The 24,944-nt window shown below is 64.9% G+C and carries 27 protein-coding genes and 3 tRNA genes; 18 read left to right on the top strand and 12 right to left on the bottom strand.

The genetic code is table 11. The annotated features are described in order from the left end of the window. The first annotated feature begins 42 nt into the window (after nt 1-42). Genes BMX43_RS04475 through BMX43_RS04455 form a run of 5 tightly spaced genes read left to right on the top strand, consistent with a single transcriptional unit; the run spans nt 43 to nt 3,689 of the window. A complete protein-coding gene (locus BMX43_RS04475; RefSeq protein WP_091298970.1) occupies nt 43-1,041 on the top strand; it encodes an SPOR domain-containing protein in 999 nt (332 codons plus the stop codon). Continuing rightward, nucleotides 1,038-2,045 carry a glycoside hydrolase family 3 N-terminal domain-containing protein gene (locus BMX43_RS04470; protein ID WP_091297609.1) on the top strand — a complete coding sequence of 336 codons (1,008 nt, stop codon included), beginning with the start codon at nt 1,038-1,040 and terminating at the stop codon, nt 2,043-2,045. The genes BMX43_RS04475 and BMX43_RS04470 overlap by 4 nt, the downstream gene beginning before the upstream one ends. Next, complete coding sequence (locus BMX43_RS04465) at nt 2,038-2,835, top strand: segregation and condensation protein A (RefSeq protein ID WP_091297605.1); 798 nt, start codon at nt 2,038-2,040, stop codon at nt 2,833-2,835. Before BMX43_RS04470 ends, BMX43_RS04465 begins: the two co-directional genes overlap by 8 nt. Next, nucleotides 2,832-3,473 carry an SMC-Scp complex subunit ScpB gene (scpB, locus tag BMX43_RS04460; protein ID WP_091297604.1) on the top strand — a complete coding sequence of 214 codons (642 nt, stop codon included), beginning with the start codon at nt 2,832-2,834 and terminating at the stop codon, nt 3,471-3,473. Before BMX43_RS04465 ends, scpB begins: the two co-directional genes overlap by 4 nt. A 3-nt stretch (nt 3,474-3,476) precedes the next feature. Next, a complete protein-coding gene (locus tag BMX43_RS04455; RefSeq protein WP_091297601.1) occupies nt 3,477-3,689 on the top strand; it encodes a hypothetical protein in 213 nt (70 codons plus the stop codon). Here the strand turns inward: BMX43_RS04455 and BMX43_RS04450 are convergent. The 8 genes from BMX43_RS04450 to BMX43_RS04415 form a co-directional block, all read right to left on the bottom strand. Then, nucleotides 3,686-4,765 carry a 2'-deoxycytidine 5'-triphosphate deaminase gene (locus tag BMX43_RS04450; protein WP_139201522.1) on the bottom strand — a complete coding sequence of 360 codons (1,080 nt, stop codon included), beginning with the start codon at nt 4,763-4,765 and terminating at the stop codon, nt 3,686-3,688. The two genes, BMX43_RS04455 and BMX43_RS04450, sit on opposite strands and share 4 nt — an antisense overlap. Nucleotides 4,766-4,832: 67 nt before the next feature. After that, nucleotides 4,833-4,910 (bottom strand) — tRNA-Pro (locus BMX43_RS04445). 62 nt (nt 4,911-4,972) lie between these two features. Then, entirely contained in the window at nt 4,973-5,902 is a 930-nt protein-coding gene (locus BMX43_RS04440; protein WP_425431782.1) for a MerR family transcriptional regulator, read from the bottom strand. A gap of 8 nt (nt 5,903-5,910) precedes the next feature. After that, a complete protein-coding gene (ihfA, locus tag BMX43_RS04435; protein ID WP_091297591.1) occupies nt 5,911-6,213 on the bottom strand; it encodes an integration host factor subunit alpha in 303 nt (100 codons plus the stop codon). A gap of 139 nt (nt 6,214-6,352) precedes the next feature. After that, nucleotides 6,353-7,324, bottom strand: a complete 972-nt coding sequence (locus tag BMX43_RS04430) for a beta-ketoacyl-ACP synthase III (protein ID WP_091297589.1) — start codon at nt 7,322-7,324, stop codon at nt 6,353-6,355. Then, entirely contained in the window at nt 7,321-8,421 is a 1,101-nt protein-coding gene (plsX, locus tag BMX43_RS04425) for a phosphate acyltransferase PlsX (RefSeq protein ID WP_091297586.1), read from the bottom strand. Before plsX ends, BMX43_RS04430 begins: the two co-directional genes overlap by 4 nt. 27 nt (nt 8,422-8,448) lie before the next feature. Next, nucleotides 8,449-8,655, bottom strand: a complete 207-nt coding sequence (gene rpmF / locus BMX43_RS04420; protein WP_091297584.1) for a 50S ribosomal protein L32 — start codon at nt 8,653-8,655, stop codon at nt 8,449-8,451. 173 nt (nt 8,656-8,828) lie between these two features. Continuing rightward, nucleotides 8,829-9,398, bottom strand: coding sequence for a YceD family protein (locus BMX43_RS04415; protein ID WP_091298967.1), 570 nt, complete (start codon nt 9,396-9,398; stop codon nt 8,829-8,831). Between the two features lie 199 nt (nt 9,399-9,597). On the opposite strand from BMX43_RS04415, the gene BMX43_RS04410 reads away from it, so the two are divergent. Beyond that, entirely contained in the window at nt 9,598-10,101 is a 504-nt protein-coding gene (locus tag BMX43_RS04410) for an outer membrane protein assembly factor BamE (protein WP_091297581.1), read from the top strand. Nucleotides 10,102-10,125: 24 nt separating this feature from the next. Here the strand turns inward: BMX43_RS04410 and msrB are convergent, their stop codons facing one another. Next, nucleotides 10,126-10,518, bottom strand: coding sequence for a peptide-methionine (R)-S-oxide reductase MsrB (gene msrB / locus BMX43_RS04405; RefSeq protein ID WP_091297578.1), 393 nt, complete (start codon nt 10,516-10,518; stop codon nt 10,126-10,128). A gap of 124 nt (nt 10,519-10,642) precedes the next feature. Between msrB and BMX43_RS04400 the strand changes: the two genes are divergently transcribed. The 12 genes from BMX43_RS04400 (at nt 10,643) to BMX43_RS04345 (ending at nt 22,299) form a co-directional block, all read left to right on the top strand. Then, nucleotides 10,643-11,389, top strand: coding sequence for a GNAT family N-acetyltransferase (locus tag BMX43_RS04400; RefSeq protein WP_091297575.1), 747 nt, complete (start codon nt 10,643-10,645; stop codon nt 11,387-11,389). 192 nt (nt 11,390-11,581) lie between these two features. Next, nucleotides 11,582-13,387, top strand: coding sequence for an ABC-F family ATP-binding cassette domain-containing protein (locus tag BMX43_RS04395; RefSeq protein ID WP_091297572.1), 1,806 nt, complete (start codon nt 11,582-11,584; stop codon nt 13,385-13,387). A gap of 116 nt (nt 13,388-13,503) precedes the next feature. Further along, the gene (locus BMX43_RS04390; protein WP_091298964.1) at nt 13,504-14,103 is read left to right on the top strand and encodes an outer membrane protein; all 600 of its coding nucleotides are present in this window, start codon (nt 13,504-13,506) and stop codon (nt 14,101-14,103) included. Between the two features lie 127 nt (nt 14,104-14,230). Then, on the top strand, nt 14,231-15,592 hold the full coding sequence (cysS, locus tag BMX43_RS04385) for a cysteine--tRNA ligase (protein WP_091297568.1): 1,362 nt from the start codon (nt 14,231-14,233) through the stop codon (nt 15,590-15,592). After that, complete coding sequence (locus BMX43_RS04380; RefSeq protein WP_091297566.1) at nt 15,592-16,635, top strand: cysteine desulfurase family protein; 1,044 nt, start codon at nt 15,592-15,594, stop codon at nt 16,633-16,635. The genes cysS and BMX43_RS04380 overlap by 1 nt, the downstream gene beginning before the upstream one ends. A gap of 14 nt (nt 16,636-16,649) precedes the next feature. Then, nucleotides 16,650-18,170 (top strand): Fe-S cluster assembly protein SufB, encoded by a 1,521-nt coding sequence (gene sufB, locus BMX43_RS04375; RefSeq protein ID WP_091297563.1) that lies wholly within the window; start codon nt 16,650-16,652, stop codon nt 18,168-18,170. A gap of 43 nt (nt 18,171-18,213) precedes the next feature. After that, complete coding sequence (sufC, locus tag BMX43_RS04370) at nt 18,214-18,969, top strand: Fe-S cluster assembly ATPase SufC (protein WP_091297561.1); 756 nt, start codon at nt 18,214-18,216, stop codon at nt 18,967-18,969. After that, complete coding sequence (gene sufD, locus BMX43_RS04365) at nt 18,969-20,246, top strand: Fe-S cluster assembly protein SufD (RefSeq protein ID WP_091297558.1); 1,278 nt, start codon at nt 18,969-18,971, stop codon at nt 20,244-20,246. Before sufC ends, sufD begins: the two co-directional genes overlap by 1 nt. A 9-nt stretch (nt 20,247-20,255) precedes the next feature. Beyond that, a complete protein-coding gene (locus BMX43_RS04360) occupies nt 20,256-20,750 on the top strand; it encodes a hypothetical protein (protein WP_091297556.1) in 495 nt (164 codons plus the stop codon). Next, a complete protein-coding gene (locus BMX43_RS04355) occupies nt 20,750-21,970 on the top strand; it encodes a cysteine desulfurase (RefSeq protein ID WP_091297553.1) in 1,221 nt (406 codons plus the stop codon). The genes BMX43_RS04360 and BMX43_RS04355 overlap by 1 nt, the downstream gene beginning before the upstream one ends. Nucleotides 21,971-22,016: 46 nt before the next feature. After that, nucleotides 22,017-22,093: transfer RNA gene (locus BMX43_RS04350), tRNA-Arg, on the top strand. A gap of 132 nt (nt 22,094-22,225) precedes the next feature. Next, nucleotides 22,226-22,299, top strand: a tRNA-Cys gene (locus BMX43_RS04345). A 35-nt stretch (nt 22,300-22,334) separates the two neighbouring features. Here the strand turns inward: BMX43_RS04345 and gluQRS are convergent. Genes gluQRS through BMX43_RS04330 form a run of 3 tightly spaced genes read right to left on the bottom strand, consistent with a single transcriptional unit; the run spans nt 22,335 to nt 24,897 of the window. Continuing rightward, nucleotides 22,335-23,201, bottom strand: a complete 867-nt coding sequence (gluQRS, locus tag BMX43_RS04340) for a tRNA glutamyl-Q(34) synthetase GluQRS (RefSeq protein WP_091297550.1) — start codon at nt 23,199-23,201, stop codon at nt 22,335-22,337. Then, a complete protein-coding gene (trmFO, locus tag BMX43_RS04335; protein ID WP_091297547.1) occupies nt 23,189-24,520 on the bottom strand; it encodes a methylenetetrahydrofolate--tRNA-(uracil(54)-C(5))-methyltransferase (FADH(2)-oxidizing) TrmFO in 1,332 nt (443 codons plus the stop codon). The genes gluQRS and trmFO overlap by 13 nt, the downstream gene beginning before the upstream one ends. Before the next feature lie 26 nt (nt 24,521-24,546). Further along, nucleotides 24,547-24,897: a DUF6614 family protein gene (locus BMX43_RS04330; protein ID WP_091298961.1), complete on the bottom strand. Its 351-nt coding sequence runs from the start codon at nt 24,895-24,897 to the stop codon at nt 24,547-24,549. Nucleotides 24,898-24,944: the final 47 nt, after the last annotated feature.

Genomic DNA, 24,944 nt, shown 5'->3' with positions numbered 1-24,944 from the left:
AACCAGCGGAACCGCGCAAGCGGAACTGCGATGGGGCAGGACATGGCGGAAGTCGATTTCGACGAGTTCGATGGCGGCTATGACATGCCGCCACCAGGCAATGGGCGCAGGCGCAACTGGGTGAACATCGCGGGTGCGGTGACCTCGGTCGCGCTGCTGATCGGGGCCGGGGTCTGGGGCTATCGCATTGCGGTGCGCAATGTGATGGGCGTGCCGGTGATCCACGCGATGGAAGGGCCGATGCGCATCGCGCCGGAAAATCCGGGCGGCGAACAGGCCGAACATCAGGGGCTGTCGGTCAATGATGTGGCGGCGGTCGGTGTGGCCACGCCCTTGCCGGAACAGATCGTGCTGGCGCCGCGCGCGGTGGAGCTGACCGAGGACGATACGCCCGGCCTTGCCGCCGAACCGCCTGCCGCCCTGGCACCCAAGCCACAGCCCGAAGCGCCGGTGCAGCCGCTGTTGCCGCAGGTGGATGCTCCGGGCGTGCCGCCCGGTGTCGCCCCCGAAGCCGTGGCCAGCACATTGGCCGAGCCATCGCCTGCCGGCGTGTCGCCCGAGGCGGCCGAGCCAAGCGCCAGCGAACAACTCGCCTCCGATCTCGCCGCGGCCGTGCCGCCCGAACCCGTGGCGCCCGTGGTGGAGCCGGAGGTATTCGTGCCGCCGCCGGTGGTGAAGGGTGGCCTCGGAAAGTCACTTCGCCCGATGTCGCGCCCGGGTGGTATGGCTTTGCTGCCGGTGGCCACGGCCCCGGCGCCGCTGCGCGAGGTGGACCCGGCGCAACTGGCCATCGGCACCCGTCTGGTGCAGTTCGGCGCCTTTGACAGCATCGAAGAAGCGCAGGCGCATTGGGACAAGCTGGGGGCAACGGTGGGCGATCTGCTGGCGGGCAAGGGGCGGGTGATCCAATCCGCCGAAAGCGGCGGGCGCACCTTCTATCGGCTGCGCGCCGAGGGGTTCTCGGACGAGGCGGATGCGCGGCGGTTCTGTGCAGCGGTGTCGGCGATGGGGCCGGAGTGCATTCCGGTGGCTCTGCGATGAGCGGCGGCCAAGGCGCCACGATCTTCGGGCTGGACGGGCTGGGGCTGACGGCGGACGAGGCGGCGTTCTTTAGGGCCGCCGATCCGTTCGGCTTCATCCTGTTCGCGCGCAACATCGACACGCCGGCGCAACTGTCGCGCCTGACCGCCAGCCTGCGCGACTGCGTGGGGTGGGAGGCGCCGATCTTCATTGATCAGGAAGGCGGTCGCGTGCAGCGGATGCGCGCACCTTACTGGAGCGAATGGCTGCCGCCGCGCGATGCGGTGGAGCGGGCGGGGGCTGGTGCCGCGCGCATGTCCTGGCTGCGGGCCCGGCTTATCGCGGCGGAACTGCGCGCGGTGGGGATTGATGGCAATTGCGCGCCCTGTCTGGATATTGCGACGGCGGTGACACATCCGTTTCTGGCCAATCGCTGCTTTGGCAGCGATCTGGCGACGGTGGTGGAAATGGGTCGCGCCAGTGCTGAGGGGCACTTGGCGGGGGGCGTGTTGCCGGTGGTGAAGCATATCCCCGGCCATGGTCGCGCCAATGCTGATACCCATCACGATCTGCCCACGGTGCGCGCCGCTGCCGCCGATCTGCAGTCGCAGGATTTCGCAGCTTTCCGGGCGCTGAACGATCTGCCGCTGGGCATGACCGCCCATATCGTGTTCGAGGCGTTCGATTCCGCTCCGGCCACCTGTTCGGCGCCGATGATCCGGCTGATCCGTGAGGAGATCGGCTTTGGCGGCTTGCTGATGACCGATGATCTGAACATGGAGGCGCTGTCGGGCACCTTGGCAGAGCGCACCGCGCAGGCGATGGCGGCGGGCTGCGATATTGCGCTGCATTGCAAGGGCGTGCTGGCGCAGATGGAAGAGGTTGCCACGGCGGCGGGCCGCCTGACCCCGCAAGCCGCCACCCGCGCCACTGCGGCGCTTGCCGCCCGCCACCCGCCCGAGGCGGCTGATCTGGCCGCGCTGCGCGCCGAACATGACGGGCTTCTGGGCCTGACCCATGTCTGACGGCGATCTCTTTGGCGCCCTGCCAGAGCGGCAGAGCGTCACCGAGAGGCTCGCCGCCGAGGCGCTGATCGTCGATGTGGACGGGTTCGAGGGGCCGCTGGATCTGCTGCTGACGCTGTCGCGCACGCAGAAGGTGGATCTGCGCCGCATCTCGGTGCTGCAACTGGCCGAGCAATATCTGGGCTTCGTCAACAAGGCCAAGGCCTTGCGGATCGAACTTGCGGCGGATTATCTGGTGATGGCCGCCTGGCTCGCCTATCTGAAATCGCGGCTGCTGCTGCCGCCGGACCCGACGGATGACGGCCCCAGCGCCGAAGAACTGGCCGCGCATCTGGCCTATCAGCTGGAACGCCTGCAGGCGATGCGCGAGGCGGCGGCGCGGTTGATGGCGCGCGATCAGAAGGGGCGCGACTTCTTTGCGCGCGGCCTGCCGGAAACGGTGGAGCGCGCGCGCAAAGTGACCTACAGCGCCACGCTGATCGACCTGATGCGCGCCTATGCCCGCATCCGCACCAAGGATGAATTCCGCCCCTTCGTGATGGACCGCGACCACCTGTTCACCATGGAGCAGGCGCTGGAGCGGATGCGCGGCCTGATCGGCTATGCGGCGGACTGGTCGGATCTGGAAACCTGGCTGCCCGAGGGCTGGGACACCAATCCGATGCGGCGGCGCTCGTCTCTGGCGGCGCATTTCGCGGCGATCCTGGAAATGGCCAAGCGCGGGCAGGTGGACATCCGGCAGGGCGAGACCTTCGCCCCGATCCAGATCCGCCGGAAGGATGCAGGATGAGCGAGCCGATCGAGCGCAGCCTGTTCGAAGCCCCGCCCATCGCCGAACAGGAGCGGATGGTGGAGGCGATCCTGTTCGCCAGCACCGAACCCGTGACGGTGGCGGAACTGGCGGCGCGTCTGCCGCATGGTTGCGACGCTGCCGAGGCGCTGGCCTATCTGCGCCGCCGCTATGAGGGGCGCGGGGTGCGGCTGGTGCGGGTGGGCGAGGCCTGGGCCTTTCGTACCGCGCCCGATCTGGGCCATCTGATGCAGAAAGAGGTGGTCGAGCATCGCAAACTTTCGCGCGCCGCCATCGAGACGCTGGCGATTATCGCATATCACCAGCCCGTCACCCGCGCTGAGATTGAGGAAATCCGCGGTGTCGCGCTCAGCCGCGGCACCATCGACCAGTTGCTGGAAATGGAGTGGATCCGCTTCGGGCGCCGCCGCATGACGCCGGGGCGGCCCGTGACCTTTGTGGTGACCGAAACCTTCCTCGATCACTTCGGGCTGGAATCGGCCCGCGATCTGCCGGGGCTGAAGGATCTGCGCGCGGCGGGGCTGCTGGACAACCGGCCGCTGCCGGGAGCGATGCAGCGCCCGGATGAGGATGAGGGCGAGGCGCCCGATGGGCAGAGCGAACTTTTCGAGGATTGAGCGATGGACTTGGGCAAGATTCTGCAGATGATCGTGAACATGGTGCTGCGCCGGGTGGTGAATACGGCAGTGACCAAGGGCATCGACTATGCCGCCACGCGGGGCAAGGCGCCGCAGGACATGACCCCCAAGGAGCGCCAGCAGGCGAAATCGGCGCGCGAGATGACCAAGCGGGCCCGCAAGGCCGCACGGATCACCAAGCGGCTGGGCCGCTAAGCGCGGAAGTGCTTGGACAGTTTCAGCCCCTGTCCCTGATAGTTCGAGGCGATCCCCGCACCATAGAGCGTTTCCGGCCGCGCGGCCATGCGCTCATAGACCAGCCGCCCGACGATCTGGCCATGTTCCAGCACGAAGGGCGCCTCGTGGCAGCGCACCTCCAGCACCCCGCGTGAACCGGCGCCGCCTGCGGCGGAATGGCCGAAGCCGGGGTCGAAGAACCCCGCGTAATGCACGCGAAACTCGCCCACCATCGCCAGATAGGGCGCCATTTCGGCGGCGTAATCGGGGGGGATCGTTACCGCCTCGCGGCTGACCAGAATGTAGAAGGCGCCGGGATCAAGGATGATGCGGCCTTCGGTGGTGCGCACCTCTTCCCAGAACTCGGCGGCGGGATAATGGCCGATCCGGTCCAGGTCGATCACGCCGGTATGCGGCTTGGCGCGGTAGCCCACCAGATCGCCCACAGCAGGCCGTAGATCGACCGAGAAGCCCAACCCTTCGGAAATCACCGCCTCGCCGCTGACCAGCGGTTCCTGCCCGTGCAGCGCAGTTAGATCGCCATCCGACAGCACCGCCTGCCCCTGGCGGAAGCGGATCTGGTTCAGCCGCTGCCCGGCACGCGCCAGCACCGAAAAGCTGCGCGGGCAGACCTCGGCATAAAGCGGGCCGGTATAGGCTTCGGGGATGCGGTCGAATTCCACCCCGCCATCGGTGATGGTGCGGGTCAGCAGATCCAGCCGCCCGGTGGAGCTTTTGGCATTGGCCACGGCGGTGATGCCCGGCGGCAGTGCCAGCCGTTCCATCAGCGGGATGACATAGACGCAGCCTTTTTCCAGCACCGCCCCTTCGGTCAGATCCATGCGGTGCATCTCGAATTCGGCGATACGCTCGGCCACGCTGCGGCCATGCCCGGCCAGAAACGAGGCGCGCACGCGGTAGGCCACAGTGCCCAGCCGCAGATCGAGGCTGGCGGGCTGCAACTGCGCGGGCAGGATGTCTGGGCTGGCGGCAATCGCGCCCTCGGCGATCATCTGGCGCAGGGCCTGCGCGGGCAGCACTCCGGTCTGTGTCATGCTGAAATCCCCCAGCCGCAAATGAAAACGCCCGCACCTTGTTGCCAAGGGCGGGCGGTTTTCGTGTTGGTCGGGCCGGTGAGATTCGAACTCACGACCTTCCGCCCCCCAGACGGACGCGCTAACCAGGCTGCGCCACGGCCCGACACGGCGGATACATAACGATAATTCCGGCAGGGGCAAGCAACAAAACGCATCTTTGCGATCTTATCGCCGTCGCGGCCCGCGCGCATCGTCCAGCCGTCGATGCAGGGCCTTCAGACGTTGGGTCAAAGGCGCAAGAGCCGCAGCCAGCACGGCACGGTCGGCAGCCGACAAGGCACGGATTCTGGTGGGAATCCAGACCAGTGGCGCAGGCGGTTCGGGCGGAGCCGATTCGACTCGGGCAGGTGCCGGGACGGCACCGGGCGAATCTTCGACCGAAGCATGGACTTCATCTTTCGGCACGGGTTCGCCATGCGGGGCGTCCTGCGACGAATCGACCAAGGGCGGTGCAGGTGGTATGGATACGTCTTCAGCGCTTGTCGCGGCCGCCGAGAGTTCATCGACCGCAGCGGGGGAAATGCCGTCTGGTGGTTGCCCCTCGTCACCGGGCGGAACTGCCCCGATTTCGGCCAGGGGGGGCCGATCGGGTTGGGTCGCCATTGCTTCGGGCAGCGCGGGGGCAACAAAAGGGGGCAGATCGAACAGTGAGGTTTGACGCGCTGGCGCTGTGTCGGAACTGCCGCTGGAAGGTTGCGCACGCCAGCCTGCCAGCGAGACGACCTCGGCGGGCGGATCGGCCTCGGGCGTATCAGGCGCAGCATGCTCCTCCGCTTCGATGAAATCGGCGTCCGAGGCGGCGTGCAGATCCTCATCGCTGGCGTCCGCCAAGCCGGAAACAAAGCGAACCCCTTGTTCCCTCAATATTTTCTGAACGCCACGAATGGTCATCCCCTCGTCATGCAGCAGTCGCCGGATGCCCGAGATCAGCGCAACATCGACAGGACGATAGTAGCGACGCCCCCCGGCGCGCTTGACAGGCTTGATCTGTGGAAAGCGGCTTTCCCAGAAGCGCAGCACATGGGCAGGTGTTTCCAGCAGGTCTGCGACCTCGCTGATTGTGCGGAAGGCGTCAGGCGACTTGTCCATCCGCAGCCCGCGCCTCAGCGTTTCTTGCCGTTGGCGACACGCTCTTTCATCAGATGCGAGGGGCGGAAGGTGAGCACGCGGCGGGGGCTGATCGGCACTTCATCGCCCGTCTTTGGGTTGCGACCCACGCGGGCCGACTTGTCGCGCACCGAGAAGGTGCCGAAGGATGAGATCTTGACCGTCTCGCCCGTGGCCAGTGCGTCTGACACATGTTTGAGCACCGATTCCACCAGTGCCGCCGATTCATTCCGCGACAGGCCGACCTCACGGAACACCGCTTCGCTCAGATCCATCCGCGTCAAAGTCTTCTCGCTCATCCGATCCCCCCGGCTTTTGTGACAGCTTGGGGCCAAATCGCTTTTCGAGTCAATATCAATGGCTTGTAAGAGGTTGTTCAGAGGCGTCTTTCGCGCCATTGCGCGTGCCAAATACGGCTTGTGCGCAAGATGGAAACGATCACCAGCGCAGGACGACCGCGCCCCAGGCCAAGCCGCCGCCAATGGCCTCGGCCACCAGAAGATCGCCGGGCTTGATCTGCCCGCGCTCCACTCCAATAGACAGCGCCAGCGGAATTGAGGCAGCAGAGGTGTTGCCATGATCCTGCACGGTGACCACCACCCGCTCCATTGGCACCTGCATCCGTTTGGCGGTGGCCTCGATGATGCGGATATTAGCCTGATGCGGCACGATCCAATCGACATCCGCGCCGCTGAGCCCGGCCTTGTCCAATGCGCAATGGGCGGTTTCGGCCAGCTTTTCGACGGCGTGGCGGAACACCTCTTTGCCCTGCATCCGCAGATGGCCAGTCACGCCGGTGGACACGCCGCCATCAACATATAGCAGTTCACGGTGGCGCCCGTCGGAGTTCAGATCGGTCGAAAGAATGCCGCGATCCCCGACATCGCCGGTGCCTTCCTGACCTTCGAGGATCAGCGCGCCCGCGCCATCGCCGAACAGCACGCAGGTGGTGCGGTCGGTCCAGTCCATCAGCCGCGAGAAGGTTTCGGCGCCGATCACCAGCACGCGCCGCGCCTGACCCGAGACGATCAGTGCATTGGCATTGGCCAGCGCGAACACGAACCCGGCACAGACGGCCTGCACATCAAAGGCATAGCCTTTGGTCATGCCCAGCCGGGCCTGAACCATGGTCGCAGCCGAGGGGAAAGTGAAGTCGGCGGTGGAGGTCGCAACGATGATCGCGTCGATGTCATCGGCGCTCATCCCGGCCTGCGCCAGCGCGGCCTCTGCAGCCCGCGCCGCGAGATCCGATGTGGTCTGCCCCTCGGCAGCAAAGTGGCGCCGCTCGATCCCGGAGCGGGCGCGGATCCATTCATCAGATGTTTCGATGCTGGCTTCGAACTCGCTGTTTGGCACAACCCGTTCGGGCAGATAATGCCCCACACCCTTAACCACGGCGCGCATTGTCATTCTTGTTGTCCGCTCCCATTCCCGGCGGCATCCTGCCCCGCGCGGCCTGCCGATGCAAGCCGTGCCGACAGACGGTCCAGGAAGCCGGACCGGCCCAGCTGCGCTGCAAGCCGGATCGCCGCTGCAACCCCTGTCGCATCTGCCGAGCCGTGGCTTTTCACCACAGTCCCGTTCAGGCCGAGGAACACGCCGCCATTGACCCGCCGCGGGTCGATTCTCTTTTGCAGCCGCTTCAAGGAGTTGAGTGCCAGAAGCGCTGCAAATTTCGACAGGAGCCCGGCCCCGAACGCCTCGCGCAGCAGATCGGAGATCAGCTTTGCGGTGCCTTCCCCCGTTTTCAGCGCGATATTCCCGGTGAACCCGTCGGTCACGATCACATCCACCCGGTCGGATGGAATATCGCCACCTTCGACAAAACCCACGAATTCAAAACCAGCGGCCTCTTGCGCGGCGGTCATCTGATCATGCGCCAGCTTCAGCTCGGCCCGGCCCTTGTGCTCTTCGGTGCCCACATTCAGCAGGCCCACTCGCGGGCGTTTGAGGTTCAGCCCGTTGCGCGCATAGACCGTGCCCATCGTGGCAAATTGTAGCAGATCTTCGGCCTCGGCCTTGATGTCGGCCCCCACGTCGAGCATGACATTGAACCCGCCGGGGTTGCGCGAGGGCCAGAGGCAGGCAATCGCGGGCCGGTTCACACCCGGCAGCTTGCGCAGGCGGATCATGCTGACCGCCATCAGCGCGCCCGTATTGCCGCAGCTTACGGCGACACTGGCTTCGCCCGCCTTCACACTGTCGATCGTGGACCACATCGAGGTGCCGGCGCCGTTGCGCATGACCTGACTGGGTTTGTCATGCATCGTCACCACGCGCGGGGCATGGCGGATGTCACAGCGATCAACCAGTTCCGGGTGCTGGGCCACCAAGGGGCGCAACACCGCTTCGTCGCCATGCAGCAGAAAGGCGATATCGGCATCGGACCGGGCAGAGTCAACAAGACCGGCAACTACGGTTGCCGGTCCGCGATCCCCACCCATCGCATCTACCGAAATCACGGTGCGCTGCGCAGCCTGGGCCGGACGAGTGGTTCCGTTCTCCATTGTCGTGCAGCGGGGAAAGGAGGCGGCTTACGCCGCGTCCTCGTCCACATCGACCTCTTTGGCGAGCGCCACGACTTCACGCGAGTCGTAGTGGCCGCAAGCGCCGCAAACGTGGTGCGGGCGCTTCAGCTCGCCACAGTTGGAGCATTCAGCCGGGTTTCCGGCGACAAGAGCATCATGCGAACGACGCATGTTGCGACGGGATTTGGTGACTCGGTTCTGCGGGACAGCCATGTCTCGACCTCGGGTTAGTGAGGGGCAAGCCCCTGTTTGTCCTAAAGAAAATTCCGAATTCCAACCTTGCGGGAACCGGCTTTTCCACGGTGTTTGCGAGGCGCGGAACATACTTGGATTCTGGTCGGGCGCAAGTCTTTTCTGCAACCCTGCCAGATCCCCGCGCCCGCGCGTCAGCTTTCGGACTTATCGGGGGTGCCGAGCTTCTGCGCAAGCCCTGCCAGACCGGCAAAGGGACGTAATTCCTCGTCGCGCAGGGGGGTGACGCCCGGCGGGGCAAAGACCGCCGCCTCCAGCGCCGCACCTTCGGCACGTGGGTAAAGCGGCAGCGCAAGTGCCAGCGCCTCGATGGCGACGGCACCGGGGTCGATTACCTCGGGCAGCGGCTCTTGCGTGTCATCTTCGGGGATCTCGATCTCTTCGCCCTCGGGTTCGGGCATTTCAGCGAGATAGCTGCGGCGCACGGGTTCGGCGATACGGGTGACCACCGGGACGAGCGTGACCGAACAGGGCTGTTCCACCACGGCGGCGAGATTGGCCTCCAGCAGCCAGTCGCGGCGACCGACCGGGCGCAACTCGCCCTTGAAGCGCATTTCGCGCACGGCACTGATGCCCAGCAGCGCAGCGATCAGGGCGCGGGCCTTTGTGTCGGGCTTCAGGTCGAACCGGGTGGGCTTGCGTGACGCCAGTGCCGCGACACGCAGCGGCAGGCTCAGGGGCACAGAGGGGTCGATGTCGGACATGATGTCTCCCGTATCGGCTGGCTTTGGCCCGCCGTTGTCAGGGCGCCCGCGTTCCATTCTTGAACTGAGGCCCGTCCTTCGGTAAGCCGGAGCAAAGGCCGCCGGGGGAACCCCCTTGAGCGGCGGCAATATGGGTTCGGGATACGAGGCTTACGCCATGATGGCAAGGCTTGCCGTACCCTTTGGAGGCGGAGTGAGCATGAGCCATTCAGGCAAGCATCGGCACGCGGGCAAGACCGGGGTCGGGGCCTCGATCCAGCGGCGCGTTCCACGCTGGCTCGCCGCCGGGGTCTTGGTGCTTGGCATCGCCGCCTGCACGCCGATCTATCGTGACCATGGCTATGTACCAACCGAAGAAGAGTTGGCGGCGGTCGAAGTGGGCAAGGACACACGCGAGACTGTGGCCGAAAAAGTTGGGCGCCCCTCGACCTCGGGCCTGCTGAACGATGTCGGCTGGTTCTATGTGCAAAGCCGCTGGGAAGAATATGCGGCACGCGCGCCGAAGGAAATCGACCGCCAGGGGGTGGCGATCACCTTCACCGAGGCGGGTCTGGTGCAGAATGTCGAACGATTCGGGCTGGAAGATGGGCAGGTCGTCACTCTGTCGCGCCGGGTCACGGACACCAATATCAAGGGTGTGAGCTTCATCCGCCAGATCATGGGCAACCTTGGCCGAATGCGGGCCGTTGACATGGTGAACTGACGCCGCAGGCAGACGGACCGCCCGTCACTCTTCCGGTTCGAACCGCAGCGCCACGCCGTTGATGCAATAGCGCAGCCCGGTGGGTTGCGGGCCATCGGGGAAGACATGGCCCAGATGCGCGTCACAGGCCGCGCAATGCACTTCGGTACGGCGGGTGAACCAGCTGCGGTCCTCTTGGGTTTCGACGCGTTCGGGATCGGCGGGCGCCCAGAACGAGGGCCAGCCGGTGCCGCTGTCGAATTTCTGGTCCTGGTCGAACAGCGGCGCATCGCAGCAGATGCAGCGATAGGTGCCGGGCGCTTTCGGAAAGCTGTCATGGGTGAAGGCGCGTTCTGTCCCATGCTTGCGGGTGACCTTATAGGCCAGGTCCGAGAGTTGGGCGCGCCATTGCTCGTCTGTCTTCACGATCTTGTCCATGGGGTCTCCGTCACGTTGCGGTTTCAGGATTGTGATCCCTTGCACCGGGATATCTCGAGAGTAGTATCTAGGCTGCGCCTGCCGTGCTGCCAAGCGCGGGGGCCGAACATCGGAGGTGAGGGGCGTGGAGCCGCTGCGCAAGGGGCATTACGAGGCCAGACTGGCAGACGGCGCAGAGGATTTGCGTCGGGCGCAGGCCTTGCGGCATCTGTGCTTTCGCGGCGCAACGGCCGGGCCGGGGCTGGATGCCGATGCCTTCGATCTGCTCTGTTCGCATGTGCTGGTGGAGGATCTGCAGACCGGCGAGGTGGTCTGCTGCTACCGTCTGCTGCCGATGCGGGGAGGTGCCGATATCCTGCGCAGCTACTCGGCGCAGTTCTACGAGTTGTCCCGTTTGGCCGGGTTTCACGGCCCGATGCTGGAACTGGGGCGGTTCTGTGTGCATCCCGACTTTCCCGACCCGGATATCCTGCGGCTGGCCTGGGGGGCGATGACGCGGATCGTCGATGCCACCGGGGCAGAGTTGCTGTGCGGTTGCGCCTCGTTTCACGGTACGGATGATGCGGCCTATACCGAGGCCTTCGCCATGCTGAAAGAGGGGCATCTGGCACCGCGACGCTGGCTGCCACGGGTGAAGGCGCCCCGGGTGTTCCGCTTTGCCAAGGCGCTGGCCGGGCGGAAACCCGATGCCAAACGCGCGCTGCTGACCATGCCACCCTTGCTGCGCACCTATCTGATGATGGGGGGCTGGGTGTCGGACCATGCGGTGGTCGATGCCGAGATGAACACATTGCATGTGTTCACGGGCGTCGAGATCCGGGCCATTCCCGCCGCCCGGGCGCGAGCGCTGCGCCAGGTGGCGGCGGGCTGAAATCTTCCTGCCCGGGGGCGCCAGTGTCAGGGGCATCGAGCCCCTTTCACCGGCATTGCCATGGAAGGCTGCGCAGACTCTGCTCAGCCTGGTGGCAGCGCGGTGTCGGTCGGGTATGGGTATTTGGGCAAAGAAGAAGGTGGATGCGGGCAACGCTTGACCCGGGGCCGCGGCGCGGTTACCTCGCCTGCCATGGCACGCGCACCCCTTCTTCAGCTTTCCGGCATCTCGCTCACCTTCGGTGGCAATCCGTTGTTCGACGGGCTTGATCTTGTGGTTCAACCGGGCGACCGGGTGGCGCTGGTCGGGCGCAACGGTTCGGGCAAGTCGACCTTGATGAAGGTCATGGCCGGGCTGGTGGAGCCGGATGCAGGCACGCGCGTCGTATCGCCGGGCGTGACCGTCGGATATATGGAGCAGGATCCCGATCTGTCGGGCTTTGCCACGCTGGGGGATTACGCGGCGAGCGGCTTGCCGGAAGAGGAAAGCTACAAGGTGGCCGTGGTGGCGGAGGGGTTGAAATTCAGCCCCGAGACCCCGGTGGTCAGTGCCTCGGGCGGCGAGCGGCGGCGCGCGGCACTGGCCAAGCTGATGGCCGAGGCGCCGGAACTGATGCTGCTGGACGAGCCGACCAACCATCTGGACATTCAGGCGATCCAGTGGCTGGAGCGGGAACTGGCCGAGACGCGCACAGCCTTCGTGCTGATCTCGCACGACCGGGCGTTTTTGCGCGCGCTGACCAAAGGCACCCTTTGGGTGGACCGGGGCGAGGTGCGGCGGCGGGAATCTGGCTTTGACGGGTTTGAGGAATGGCGCGAGCAGATCTGGGCGGAAGAGGACGAGGCGCGCCACAAGCTGGACCGCAAGATCAAGGCCGAGGCGAAATGGGCCGTTGAAGGCATCAGCGCCCGGCGCAAGCGCAATCAGGGCCGGGTGCGCGCCCTTGCCGCGCTGAAGGCGGAACGCGCGGGGCAGATCCGCCGTCAGGGCACGGCGGCGCTGGAACTGGACAGCGGCGCCATCTCGGGCAAGAAGGTGATTGAGGCGAAGGGGCTGTGCAAGGCCTTTGGTGCGCGCCAGATCGTGCAGGATTTCGATCTGCGCGTGTTGCGCGGCGACCGGATCGCCTTTGTCGGCCCCAACGGGGTGGGCAAGACCACACTTTTGAAGATGCTGGTCGGGCAGGAAGCCCCGGATGCGGGCACGGTCACGCTGGGCACCAATCTGCAGATCGCGGTGTTCGACCAGACCCGCGCGCAGCTCGATCCGGCGGCGAGCCTGTGGGAAAACCTGACCGGCGATCCGCTGATGTCGGTCTCTGGCGCCTCGGATCAGGTGATGGTGCGCGGCACGCCGAAACATGTGGTGGCTTACCTCAAGGACTTTCTGTTCGACGAACGGCAGGCGCGGGCGCCGGTGAAAAGCCTGTCGGGAGGCGAGAAGGCGCGGTTGCTGCTGGCGCGGCTGATGGCGCAGGAATCGAACCTGCTGATCCTGGACGAACCGACCAACGATCTGGACGTGGAAACGCTGGATCTGCTGCAGGATCTGCTGGGCGAATATGACGGCACCGTGCTGCTGGTCAGCCACGACCGCGACTTCATCGACCGGGTGGCGACGGCGACCGTGGCGATGGAAGGCGATGGCAATGCGACCGCCTATCCCGGCGGCTGGTCGGACTATGTGTCGCAGCGTCCGGTGGCCGAGGTGGCGGTTGTTGCCGCGCCCAAAGCCGGATCAGTGGCGCCGAAGTCTGCCCCAGCGCGCAAGCCAGAAGGGCTGAGCTTTTCGCAGCGCAAGCGGCTGGACGTGCTGCCCGGCGTGATCGACAAACTGGAGCGCGAGATTGCCAAACTGGCCGAGCTGCTGGAGGCGCCGGATCTGTTCAGCAAAGAGCCGGTGAAATTCCGCAAAGCCTCGGAAATGATGGCAGACCGGCAGGCGGCCTTGACCGCCGCCGAAGAGGAATGGCTGGATCTGGAAGAGAAGGCGGGCTGATCGCCTGCGTTCACTTCGGCTCAAGCCCCTGTGATCTGTCTTGTTTCCCGGTGCTGCGGTGCCGAGATCGGGAACGGGCGGCGCTGATGGCGCCGCGCGGGATCAAGGAGAACAAGATGAAACGCACAATCGCAGCCCTGATCGGGTCGGCTTTTCTGGCAGCACCAGCCCTTGCCGGTGGCCCGGTGACCCCTGTCGCAGAGCCCCCGCTGGAGGCTCCGCCGGTTGTGACCCCCGCCGCCAGTGGTGACTGGGGCGGTGCCTATGTCGGGGGCCAGTTGGGCTATGCCGATGTGGGCAGCAAGGGCAATGCCGTGACTGGCGACGGCGTGCTGGGCGGTGTGCAGGCCGGCTATCGCTGGGATCTGGGCAGCACCGTGCTGGGCGTCGAGGCCGATGTCAGCGCGGCGGATGCCAGCTTTGACGGTGGGGCGGGCAAGCTCGATTCGCTGGCGCGCGTGAAGCTGCAGGCGGGCTATGACATGGGCCGCACGCTGGTCTATGCCACGGGCGGCGCGGCCTATGCCAAGGCCGATGTCGGCGGCGCCAGCCTCAGCGATACCGGCTATTTCGGTGGTCTGGGCGCAGACTATGCCCTGAATGACCGTTGGACCGTCGGCGGCGAGGTGCTGATGCACAAGTTCGACAATTTCGACAAATCGGGCATCGACGCCGATGCCACCACTGCGGCGGTGAAGGTCAACTTCCGCTTCTGACCGGGCTTGCCCCGGCAAGGCCGCGCGTTCCCCCCCGGACGCGCGGCCTTTTGCTGCCCGCTTGGCTGTTCCAATCGCGCGCCGAACCGGGTAAGCCCGCGCTACGCAGACGAGACGGGAGAGGGTCATGGCCAATATCAGGCTCTACAACAGTAAGACGCGCGCGGAGGAAGATTTCGTGCCGCTCGATCCGGCGAATGTGCGGATGTATGTCTGTGGCCCGACCGTCTATGACCGCGCCCATATCGGCAATGCCCGCCCGGTGGTGGTGTTTGACACGCTGTTCCGGCTGCTGCGCCATGTCTATGGCGAGCGCCATGTGACCTATGTGCGCAACTTCACCGACGTGGATGACAAGATCAACGCCAAGGCGTCTGAGACCGGCCGCCCGATCCGCGACATCACCGACGAGACGATCCGCTGGTATCACGAGGATATGGATGCGCTTGGCGCGCTGCGCCCCTCGCAGGAACCGCGCGCGACCGAGTTCATCGGCGCGATGATCGGGATGATTCAGGGGCTGATTGACGGCGGCCATGCCTATGCCGCCGAAGGCCATGTGCTGTTCGACGTGCGCAGCTATGCCGATTACGGCAAGCTGTCGGGCCGGTCGATCGACGACATGATCGCGGGCGCGCGGGTCGAGGTTGCGCCCTACAAGCGCGATCCGATGGATTTCGTGCTGTGGAAGCCTTCTACCGACGATCTGCCGGGCTGGGACAGCCCCTGGGGCCGGGGGCGGCCCGGCTGGCATATCGAATGTTCCGCCATGAGCCATGAATTGCTGGGCGAGAGTTTCGACATTCACGGCGGCGGCATCGACCTGCAATTCCCGCACCATGAAAACGAAATCGCCCAAAGCTGCTGCGCCCATCCGCAGGGCGGGTTTGCCAAGGTCTGGATGCATAACGAGATGCTGCAGGTTGAGGGCAAGAAGATGTCCAAGTCTTTGGGCAACTTCTTCACCGTGCGCGACCTGCTGGATCAGGGCTATCCGGGCGAGGTCATCCGGTTTGTGTATCTGGGCACGCATTATACCAAGCCGATGGACTGGACGCATGACAAGGCGATGCAGGCCGAAGCAACGCTGCGCAAGTGGCGCGGGCTGACAGCGGGGGCCGGGGCAGGTGTGGCCGCGCCCGAGGTGGTCGCGGCCTTGTCGGATGACCTGAACACGGCGGGCGCGATTGCGGAGCTGCACGGCCTTGCCTCGCGTGGCGATGCGGCGGGGCTGCTGGCCTCGGCGCAGATGCTGGGGCTGTTGCTGCCAGAAATGGGGGCCTGGGCCGAACTGTCGTTCGATCTGGCACCTTGGGTCAACCACCTGACGTGCCTTCGGGCCGAGGCGATGGAAAGCAAGAGCTTTGCTCTGGTGGATGCGATGAAAGCCGCGCTGACCGCCGCCGGGGTCGAGGTGCGCATGTCCAAGGCCGGGGTGGAACTGCTGCCCGGACCGGGGTTTGACGCCGACAAGCTGCCGGTGCTCTGATGGCACCGCGCGTCTATCTCGACTGGAACGCCACCACGCCGCTGCGCCCCGAGGCGAAGGCGGCGATGGTTGCGGCGATGGAGGTGGTGGGCAACCCGTCCTCGGTTCATGGCGAGGGGCGGGCGGCCAAATCGCTGATGGAACGCGCGCGGGCGCAGATTGCGGCGGCGCTTGGCGCGGATGGGGCGGATATCGTCTTCACCTCGGGCGCGACCGAGGCGGCGGCGCTGGCCTGTGCCGGGCGTGGGCTGCACTGTGCCGATATTGAACACGAGGCGGTCAGCGCCTGGTGTCAGTCCGATCTGGCGGTGGATGCGGCGGGGCAGGTGGCGGTGACCGCCCCCGCCCAGACCGCGCTGCAATATGCCAATTCCGAAACCGGCATCGTGCAGGTGCTGCCCGACGGGCTGGCGGTCAGCGATCTGACGCAGGCCTTTGGCAAGCTGCCTTTCGCCTTCAACTGGCTGGGCTGCGCCATGGGCCTCGTGTCGGCCCACAAACTGGGCGGCCCCAAGGGAATCGGTGCGCTGATTCTGCGGCAGGGGCTGGAGGTTCCGGCGCAGTTGAAGGGCGGCGGGCAGGAAATGGGGCGCCGGGCTGGCACCGAAAACCTGATCGGCATCGCCGGTTTCGCCGCTGCGGCCGAGGCTGCATCGCGCGATCTGGCCAATGGGGTGTGGGAACAGGTCGCTGAAATTAGAAACATTCTAGAGTCAGCATTGTCTTCCATCGCAAACGAGACTATTTCAGTCGGGAATGGCGGTGCGCGCCTTCCGAACACGCTTTGCCTCGTGACGCCCGGCTGGAAGGGTGAAACGCAGGTGATGCAGATGGATCTGGCAGGCTTTGCCGTCTCGGCAGGCTCGGCCTGTTCCAGCGGCAAGGTCCGGCCCAGCCGGGTGCTGCGCGCCATGGGGTTCGACGACATCGCGGCGACATCGGCGCTGCGTATCTCGATCGGGCCCGAGACGACGAAAGACGCGGTGCTGCGCTTCGCCGAGGCGTGGGGCAAGCAGTATCACAAAGCCCGCGCGCGGGTATGAGAGGGGAAAGGGCCATGGCGGCACTGGACAGCGAAGACCAGATCGAGCTGCGCGAAGGCGTGGACCGCGAGACGATCGAAACCGTGCAGGCGATGGCCGGCAAATACAAGCACGGCTGGGAAACCGAGATTGAAACCGAATATGCCCCCAAGGGCCTGTCGGAAGACATCGTGCGGCTGATCTCTGAAAAGAACGGCGAGCCGGAGTGGATGCTGGACTGGCGTCTGACCGCCTATCGCCGCTGGCTGCAGATGGAAGAACCCCGCTGGGCGATGCTGCATTACCCAGAGATCGACTATCAGGACCAGTATTACTACGCCAAGCCGAAAAGCATGGCGACCAAGCCCAAATCGCTGGACGAGGTGGACCCAAAGCTGCTGGCCACCTATGCCAAGCTGGGGATTCCTCTGAAGGAACAGATGCTTCTGGCCGGTGTCGAAGGTGCTGACGAGCCACGCAAGGTGGCGGTGGATGCGGTCTTCGATTCGGTTTCGGTGGGCACCACCTTCAAGGCCGAACTGGCGAAGGCGGGCGTGATCTTCTGTTCCATGTCGGAAGCCGTGCGCGAACACCCGGAACTGGTGAAGAAATACCTCGGCTCGGTCGTGCCGCAATCGGACAACTATTTTGCCACGCTGAACTGCGCCGTCTTTTCCGACGGATCGTTCGTTTATATCCCCGAAGGCACCCGCTGCCCGATGGAGCTGAGCACCTATTTCCGCATCAACGCGGAAAACACCGGGCAGTTCGAACGCACGCTGATCGTGGCCGAGAAGGGTTCTTACGTCAGCTATCTCGAAGGCTGCACGGCGCCCAAGCGCGACACTCACCAGCTTCACGCCGCAGTGGTGGAAATCGTCATCCTGGAGGATGCCGAGGTGAAATACTCCACCGTCCAGAACTGGTATCCGGGCGATGAGAACGGCAAGGGCGGTATCTACAACTTCGTCACCAAACGCGCCGATTGCCGGGGCGCACGGTCGAAAGTGATGTGGACGCAGGTTGAAACCGGCTCGGCGATCACCTGGAAATACCCGTCCTGCATCCTGCGCGGTGATGATTCACAGGGCGAATTCTACTCGATTGCCATCGCCAACAACGCCCAACAGGCCGATACCGGCACCAAGATGATCCATCTGGGCAAGCGCACCAAGTCGCGCATCGTGTCCAAGGGGATCAGCGCGGGCAGGGCGCAGAACACCTATCGCGGGCTGGTGTCGATGCATCCCAAGGCCACCGACAGCCGCAACTACACGCAATGCGACAGCCTGCTGATCGGCGACAAATGCGGGGCGCATACCGTGCCTTACATCGAGGTGAAGAACAATTCGAGCCGCGTGGAACACGAGGCCACGACCAGCAAGGTCGATGACGACCAGCTGTTCTACTGCCGCTCGCGCGGGATGGACGAGGAAGAGGCGGTGGCGCTGGTGGTGAACGGCTTCTGCAAGGAAGTGCTGCAGGCCCTGCCGATGGAATTCGCCATGGAAGCGCAAAGCCTTGTTGCGATCAGCCTTGAAGGCTCGGTCGGCTAAGATTCATGCCCGCGCGGGCATTACGGGTATAGGATCGAAAAGAATGCTGGAAATCAAGAACCTGCATGTGAAACTTGAAGAAGAGGACAAGGTGATCCTCAAAGGCGTGAACCTGACGGTGGAGGCCGGCACGGTTCATGCGATCATGGGGCCGAACGGGTCGGGCAAATCCACTCTGTCCTATGTGCTGTCGGGCCGCGACGGCTATGAGGTGACCGACGGCTCCGCCACGCTGGACGGCGCCGAACTGCTGGAGATGGAGCCGGAAGAGCGCGCGGCGGCGGGCCTGTTTCTGGCCTTCCAGTATCCGGTCGAAATTCCGGGTGTCGGCAACATGACCTTCCTGCGCACGGCGGTGAACGCCCAACGCAAGGCGCGCGGCGAAGAGGAAATGTCGGCGGGCGAGTTCCTGAAAGTGGTGCGCGCCAAGGCCAAGACGCTGAAGATCGACGCCGAGATGATGAAGCGCCCGGTCAATGTGGGCTTTTCGGGCGGCGAGAAGAAGCGCAACGAAATCCTGCAGATGGCCATGCTGGAACCCAAGATGTGCATCCTGGACGAGACCGACTCGGGCCTTGACGTGGATGCCATGAAACTTGTGGCCGAGGGCGTGAATGCCCTGCGCAGCGCAGGGCGGTCTTTCCTTGTGATCACCCATTATCAGCGCCTGCTGGACCATATCAAACCGGATGTGGTGCATATCATGGCCGATGGCCGCATCGTGAAAACCGGCGGGCCGGAACTGGCGCTGGAAGTGGAACATAACGGCTATGCCAACATTCTGGCCGAGGTGCTGTGATGGCGGTGGCGCAGGCGAAACTCGACGCCGCCGCGGCGCGTCTGGCAGCGCTGAGCCTGCCGCAGACCGGCTGGTCGGCTGCGGCGCGCCACGATGCTGCGGCGCGTCTGCAGGCGATGGGGATGCCGGGCAAGCGCGATGAATACTGGCGCTACACCGATCCGACCTCGCTGACCACCGCCGACGCTCCGCACGCCCGACTGTTCGATGCGGGGGACGAACCGGCGATGTTCGATGCGGTAGACCGGGTGAAACTGGTCTTTGTCGATGGCGTTTTCGATCCGGCAGCCTCGGACGATCCGGTGGCGGCAGGCGTAGAACTGCTGAGCCGTGTGTCGGCTGACATCCACTGGGCGCAGGGCCTGTATGGTGTGCTGGAAACCCGGGGCCAGACCCCGGTTGCCCGCCCGCTGGCCGCCCTGAACACGGCGGCGGCAACCGAGGGCGTGCTGATCCGGGTGACGGGAAAGGCCGCAAAGCCGGTTTCCCTGATTTATCTGCATACATCAGAGAGTTCCGATGCGATCCTTCACCATTGCATCAAGCTGGAAAGCGGCGCTGAACTGACCCTGCTGGAAAATGGCCCTGCCGCTGCGCGCTTCAACAAGGTGTTGGAGGTCGAGGTGGGCGATGGCGCGCGCTTCCACCATGTCCGCGCGCAGGGGCGCGACCATGAACGCCGCGCCGTGACGCATATCTTCGCCCGTCTGGGGCGCGAGTCGCTGTTCAAAAGCTTCACCCTCACCGCCAATGGGGTGATGACCCGCAACGAAGCAATCATCGAGCTGACCGGCGATGACGCCGTGGCGCATGTTGCTGGCGCGGCGCTGGGGGACGGCGATTTCCACCATGACGACACCGTATTCATCACCCACGCCGCCGAGCGGTGCGAAAGCCGCCAGGTGTTCAAGAAGGTGCTGAAAAGCGGCGCGGTCGGGGTGTTTCAGGGCAAGATTCTGGTCAAGCCCGGCGCGCAGAAAACCGATGGCTATCAGATCAGCCAATGCCTGTTGCTGGATGATGACTGCCAGTTCCTCGCAAAGCCGGAGCTGGAGATCTATGCCGACGATGTGAAATGCTCGCACGGCTCCACCTCGGGCGCGATCGACGAGACGGCGCTGTATTACCTGCGGTCGCGCGGGGTGCCGCTGCGGCAGGCGCAATCGCTGCTGGTGCAGGCCTTCCTTGCCGAAGCGATCGGCGAGATCGAGGACGAGGCGCTGGCCGAAGACATTCGCGCGCGGCTGGAAGGCTGGCTGGCGCGCCACGGGCAGTAAGGGCAGGGCATGGCCGTCACGACCGATATCGTTCAAAGCTGGCGGCACCCGCGCTCTGTCATCCGCAGCCATCTGCGGCGCGGCCAGTCGGAGCCTTTTGCCTTCAGCCTGCTGGTGGCGTTCCTGATCCTGGCCTTCGTGGCGCAGATCCCCAGCGCGGCCCGCGTGACGGCGCTGGATGCGACGATCCCGGTTTCGGCGCAACTTCTGGCGCGGGGGCTGGGCCTGCTGGCCACCATCCCGGCCCTGTACGCTCTGGCGGCGCTCAGCCACCTTGCGATGCGGGCTTTGGGCGGGCAGGGCACGGGTTATGGTGCGCGTCTGGCGCTGTTCTGGGCCTTGGTCGCGGCCAGCCCGATGGTTTTGCTGTCGGGGATGGTCGCCGGGATGATCGGGCCGGGCCCGCAGCTTGCCGGTATCGGCGCGCTGACCTTTGCCGCTTTCCTTTTCCAGTGGTGCGTCGCCCTTCGGGAAGTGGCGCGCCCGCTACAGGAGCTGTCGTGATGTTCGATGTCGCAAAAGTCCGCGCCGATTTCCCGATCCTTTCGCGCGAGGTGAACGGCAAGCCGCTGGTCTATCTGGATAACGGCGCCTCCGCACAAAAGCCGCAATGCGTGATTGATGCGGTGACGCAGGCCTATTCGATGGAATATGCCAATGTTCACCGGGGCCTGCACTATCTGTCGAACCTCGCCACCGAGAAATACGAGGCGGTGCGCGGCATCGTTGCCCGATTCCTGAACGCCCGTTCGGAAGAGGAAATCGTTTTCACCTCTGGCACCACCGAAGGGATCAATCTGGTCTCTTACGCCTGGGCCGCCCCGCGCCTGCAGCCCGGCGACGAGATCGTGCTGTCGGTCATGGAGCATCACGCCAATATCGTGCCCTGGCATTTCCTGCGCGAACGGCAGGGCGTGGTGCTGAAATGGGTGGATTGTGACGCGAATGGCGATCTGGACCCGCAGGCCGTGATCGACGCCATCGGCCCGCGCACCAAACTGGTGGCCATCACGCAGATGTCGAATGTGCTGGGCACTGTGGTCGATGTGGCCACAATCTGCCATGCCGCCCGCGAAAAGGGCGTGCCGGTGCTGGTGGATGGCTCGCAAGGGGCGGTGCATATGCCGGTGGATGTGCAGGCGATGGGCTGCGACTTTTACGCCATCACCGGGCATAAGCTTTACGGGCCAAGTGGGTCCGGTGCGATCTTCATCCGGCGCGAGAGGATGGACGAGATGCGCCCCTTCCTTGGCGGAGGCGACATGATCCGCGAGGTCACCCGCGATGCCGTGACCTATGCCGACCCGCCGATGAAGTTCGAGGCAGGCACCCCCGGTATCGTGCAGCAGATCGGCATGGGCGTGGCGCTGGACTATCTGATGTCGCTGGGCATGGCCGATGTCGCCGCGCATGAGCGCAAGCTGCGTGATTACGCCCGCAACCGTCTGGCGGGGCTGAACTGGCTGAACGTGCAGGGAAATTCAGCAGGGAAGGGAGCGATCTTCTCGTTCACGCTGCAAGGCCCGGCCCATGCGCATGACATCTCGACCGTGCTGGACAAGAAGGGCGTCGCGGTGCGCGCCGGCACGCATTGCGCCATGCCGCTGATGGCACATATGGGGGTCAGCGCCACCTGCCGCGCCTCTTTCGCCATGTACAACACCGAAGCCGAGGTGGACAAACTGGTCGAGGCGCTGGAACTCTGCCACGACCTTTTTGCCTGACGTTTCCGGTTGCAGCCCCGCGCGGCTTCGTTTATTCAGGCCGCACGCACCCATAGCTCAGCTGGATAGAGCGTTGCCCTCCGAAGGCAAAGGTCGCACGTTCGAATCGTGCTGGGTGCACCATATCCCCCAATCTGAACATGTAGAACGGCTGGCAGCACTGCTTCGCTTTACCGATCAAGCGCCCAGTTTTCTCGTCAGCAGGCCTTGCACAGGGGGCAGACTCGGGTTAATTGGACACACCTCACGGACGACGGCGGGTTGGCGGAGAGGTTACGCAGCGGATTGCAAATCCGTGAAGACCGGTTCGATTCCGGTACCCGCCTCCAAGTTCTTTCAAGTACTTGGCCGCTTCGAAGCTGCATCAGGCCGCTGGCGCCAAACCGGTGATCTCCCTAATGTCCTGCACTGTCGCGCCCTCGGCGCGGTATTTCGTGATGGCGCGGGCGTCGTCGCGTTTGGCGAGGCGTTTGCCATTGGCGTCGCGGATCAGCCTGTGATGGTGATAGACCGGTGTCGGCAGGTCCAGAAGGGCTTGCAGCAGGCGGTGCAACCGGGTCGCCTCGAACAGGTCGGCGCCACGCAGTACATGGGTCACGCCCTGTACCGCATCGTCCAGCACGACCGACAGGTGGTAAGAGGTGCCCATCTCGGTGCGTGCCAGCACGGCGTCGCCGATCTCGTGGCGATAGGTGGCCGCGTTGGTCACAACATTGCGGGGGGGGCCTTCGCCGGTTTCCCTAAAGGTCAGAGGCATCGGGGTGCAGCTCAGCGCGGCCTGCAGGTCCAGCCGCAGCACGGCATCGCGCGGGCGCGATGCGGGGCGCGGTTTGCTGCGGCATGTGCCGGGATAGACCATGCCATCCGGGCCAAAGACCGGGGTCACACCCTCTTGTGGCGCACTCAGCGCCTGTTCGATGTCGCGGCGGCTGCAGGTGCAGGCAAACAGCATGCCGTGCGCCCAAAGCTGGTCCAGCGCGGCCCCATAACGCGGCAGTTGCTCCGACTGGCGCAGCACAGGCTCTTCCCAGTGGATGCCGAGCCAGCGCAGATCGTCATAAATCTGCGCTTCCCAGTCCGGCCGGGCGCGGCTGCGGTCAATATCCTCGATTCGCAGCAGGAAACGCCCGCCTGCGGCGCGCGCCATGTCATGGGCCAGAAGGGCCGAATAGGCATGGCCCAGATGCAGCGGGCCGGTGGGTGACGGGGCGAAGCGGGTTACGAAAGCCATGCCGTGAACGCGGCCTTTGCGCGGTCGGTATAGGCCTTGTAGCGATCCTTCCGACCCCGGCGCCCGCCTTTCGCGTCAATCGGCGGGAACAGCCCGAAATTGACATTCATCGGCTGAAAGGTCTTCGCTTCGGCCCCGCCGGTGATATGGGTGATCAGCGCACCCATCGCGGTTTCGGGCGGCGGCGGCGGCAGGGTCTGGCCCAGAAGCTCCGCTGCTGCCATGCGCCCGGCCAGCAGGCCCATCGCGGCGCTTTCCACATAACCCTCGACTCCGGTCACCTGGCCGGCGAAGCGAATGTTCGGGCGCGATTTCAGGCGCATCTGATCGTCCAGCAGCGTCGGAGAATTCAGGAACGTGTTGCGATGGATGCCGCCCAGCCGGGCGAAACTGGCATTCTTCAGCCCCGGAATCATCTTAAAAACAGCGGTTTGCGCGCCGTATTTCATCTTAGTCTGGAAGCCCACCATATTGTAGAGCGTGCCCAGTTTGTTGTCGCGGCGCAGTTGCACCACGGCATAGGCTTTCTCGTCAGGCTTATGGGCATTGGTCAGCCCCACCGGCTTCATCGGGCCGAAGCGCAGGGTTTCGCGCCCGCGTTCGGCCATCACCTCGATCGGCAGGCAACCGTCGAAATAGCCCGCCGTCTCACCCTCGTGGAACTCGGTCTTTTCGGCGGCGAGCAGCGCGTCGATGAACGCCTCGTATTGGTCGCGGGTCATCGGGCAGTTCATGTAGGCGGTCTGTTCTTCCAGCGTCTCGCCCTTGTCATAGCGCGATTGCATCCAGGCGACCGACATATCAACCGATTCCGCATAGACGATCGGCGCGATCGCATCGAAGAAGGCGAGGCTGTCAGCTCCGGTTTCCGCGCGGATACTTTCGGCCAGCGCGCCCGAGGTCAGCGGGCCGGTGGCGATGATCCAGTGCCCATCCTGCGGCAGATCGGTGATTTCGCCATATTCGACCGAAATCAGCGGGTGGCTCAGCAGTTGCGCCGTCACGGCTGCGGCAAACAGATCGCGGTCCACGGCAAGCGCGCCACCTGCAGGCAAGCGATGCCGACGCGCCATTTCCATGATCAAGCCATTGGCCGCGCTCATTTCCCAATGCAGCAGACCCACCGCATTGCGTTCGTCATCATCCGAACGGAAGGAGTTGGAGCAGACCATCTCGGCAAGATTGCCGGTGCGATGGGCGAAGGTGCCCACCTGGGGTCGCATTTCATGCAGCACCACCGGCACACCCATCTGGGCTGCCTGCCATGCTGCTTCCGATCCGGCCATTCCGCCGCCAATGATATGGAGTGTCTTATGCATAGGCCGCACATAGCCCTGCGGGGCGTTCAGATCAAGGCGATCCGCTCCCGCTGCGCCGGATCCGGGTAAGGCCGGTACAGCCCCACCTCCACCGAGGCGATCATCTGGTGCATCTGGTCATAGCAGCGGCTTGCCGCATCATCTGCGGTGGCAAGGGCGGTGAAGGCGTTTTCCAGCGCGGCGAGGCCTGCAACCTCGATCTCCAGCAGGAAATCGGTATGCGTGCCTGAGGCCAGCCCGAACTTGCGCCGCATCAGCCGCCAGCCCTGCACCAAACCGGCCGATTTCAGATAGGCCATCCACGCTTCGACAGCCCCGGCAAAGGCCAGCGCCCGGCTTTCCTGCTTCAACTCGATCAGACAGTGATAAAGGTTCATCAGCGGCTCCTCCTGCCCCTGTTGAACCACAGATCCGTTGCGCGAAG

Origin of the sequence: Gemmobacter aquatilis, from assembly GCF_900110025.1 — a bacterium.
GTDB lineage: Bacteria > Pseudomonadota > Alphaproteobacteria > Rhodobacterales > Rhodobacteraceae > Gemmobacter > Gemmobacter aquatilis.
Note: the sequence above shows the minus strand (reverse complement) of the source record. Positions and strands in the feature narration are given on the sequence as shown.

Excerpts from the sequence above, each read along its gene's own strand:
- BMX43_RS04380 (WP_091297566.1), top strand. The coding sequence starts at position 15,592 with ATGGCACCGCGCGTCTATCTCGACTGGAACGCCACCACGCCGCTGCGC.
- BMX43_RS04330 (WP_091298961.1), bottom strand. The coding sequence starts at position 24,897 with ATGAACCTTTATCACTGTCTGATCGAGTTGAAGCAGGAAAGCCGGGCG.
- BMX43_RS04360 (WP_091297556.1), top strand. The coding sequence starts at position 20,256 with ATGGCCGTCACGACCGATATCGTTCAAAGCTGGCGGCACCCGCGCTCT.
- BMX43_RS04430 (WP_091297589.1), bottom strand. The coding sequence starts at position 7,324 with ATGACAATGCGCGCCGTGGTTAAGGGTGTGGGGCATTATCTGCCCGAA.
- sufB (WP_091297563.1), top strand. The coding sequence starts at position 16,650 with ATGGCGGCACTGGACAGCGAAGACCAGATCGAGCTGCGCGAAGGCGTG.
- plsX (WP_091297586.1), bottom strand. The coding sequence starts at position 8,421 with ATGGAGAACGGAACCACTCGTCCGGCCCAGGCTGCGCAGCGCACCGTG.
- cysS (WP_091297568.1), top strand. The coding sequence starts at position 14,231 with ATGGCCAATATCAGGCTCTACAACAGTAAGACGCGCGCGGAGGAAGAT.
- ihfA (WP_091297591.1), bottom strand. The coding sequence starts at position 6,213 with ATGAGCGAGAAGACTTTGACGCGGATGGATCTGAGCGAAGCGGTGTTC.
- sufC (WP_091297561.1), top strand. The coding sequence starts at position 18,214 with ATGCTGGAAATCAAGAACCTGCATGTGAAACTTGAAGAAGAGGACAAG.
- trmFO (WP_091297547.1), bottom strand. The coding sequence starts at position 24,520 with ATGCATAAGACACTCCATATCATTGGCGGCGGAATGGCCGGATCGGAA.
- BMX43_RS04410 (WP_091297581.1), top strand. The coding sequence starts at position 9,598 with ATGAGCCATTCAGGCAAGCATCGGCACGCGGGCAAGACCGGGGTCGGG.
- BMX43_RS04465 (WP_091297605.1), top strand. The coding sequence starts at position 2,038 with ATGTCTGACGGCGATCTCTTTGGCGCCCTGCCAGAGCGGCAGAGCGTC.
- BMX43_RS04455 (WP_091297601.1), top strand. The coding sequence starts at position 3,477 with ATGGACTTGGGCAAGATTCTGCAGATGATCGTGAACATGGTGCTGCGC.
- BMX43_RS04355 (WP_091297553.1), top strand. The coding sequence starts at position 20,750 with ATGTTCGATGTCGCAAAAGTCCGCGCCGATTTCCCGATCCTTTCGCGC.
- gluQRS (WP_091297550.1), bottom strand. The coding sequence starts at position 23,201 with ATGGCTTTCGTAACCCGCTTCGCCCCGTCACCCACCGGCCCGCTGCAT.
- BMX43_RS04390 (WP_091298964.1), top strand. The coding sequence starts at position 13,504 with ATGAAACGCACAATCGCAGCCCTGATCGGGTCGGCTTTTCTGGCAGCA.
- sufD (WP_091297558.1), top strand. The coding sequence starts at position 18,969 with ATGGCGGTGGCGCAGGCGAAACTCGACGCCGCCGCGGCGCGTCTGGCA.
- BMX43_RS04415 (WP_091298967.1), bottom strand. The coding sequence starts at position 9,398 with ATGTCCGACATCGACCCCTCTGTGCCCCTGAGCCTGCCGCTGCGTGTC.
- BMX43_RS04395 (WP_091297572.1), top strand. The coding sequence starts at position 11,582 with ATGGCACGCGCACCCCTTCTTCAGCTTTCCGGCATCTCGCTCACCTTC.
- rpmF (WP_091297584.1), bottom strand. The coding sequence starts at position 8,655 with ATGGCTGTCCCGCAGAACCGAGTCACCAAATCCCGTCGCAACATGCGT.
- BMX43_RS04475 (WP_091298970.1), top strand. The coding sequence starts at position 43 with ATGGCGGAAGTCGATTTCGACGAGTTCGATGGCGGCTATGACATGCCG.
- msrB (WP_091297578.1), bottom strand. The coding sequence starts at position 10,518 with ATGGACAAGATCGTGAAGACAGACGAGCAATGGCGCGCCCAACTCTCG.
- BMX43_RS04470 (WP_091297609.1), top strand. The coding sequence starts at position 1,038 with ATGAGCGGCGGCCAAGGCGCCACGATCTTCGGGCTGGACGGGCTGGGG.
- scpB (WP_091297604.1), top strand. The coding sequence starts at position 2,832 with ATGAGCGAGCCGATCGAGCGCAGCCTGTTCGAAGCCCCGCCCATCGCC.
- BMX43_RS04450 (WP_139201522.1), bottom strand. The coding sequence starts at position 4,765 with ATGACACAGACCGGAGTGCTGCCCGCGCAGGCCCTGCGCCAGATGATC.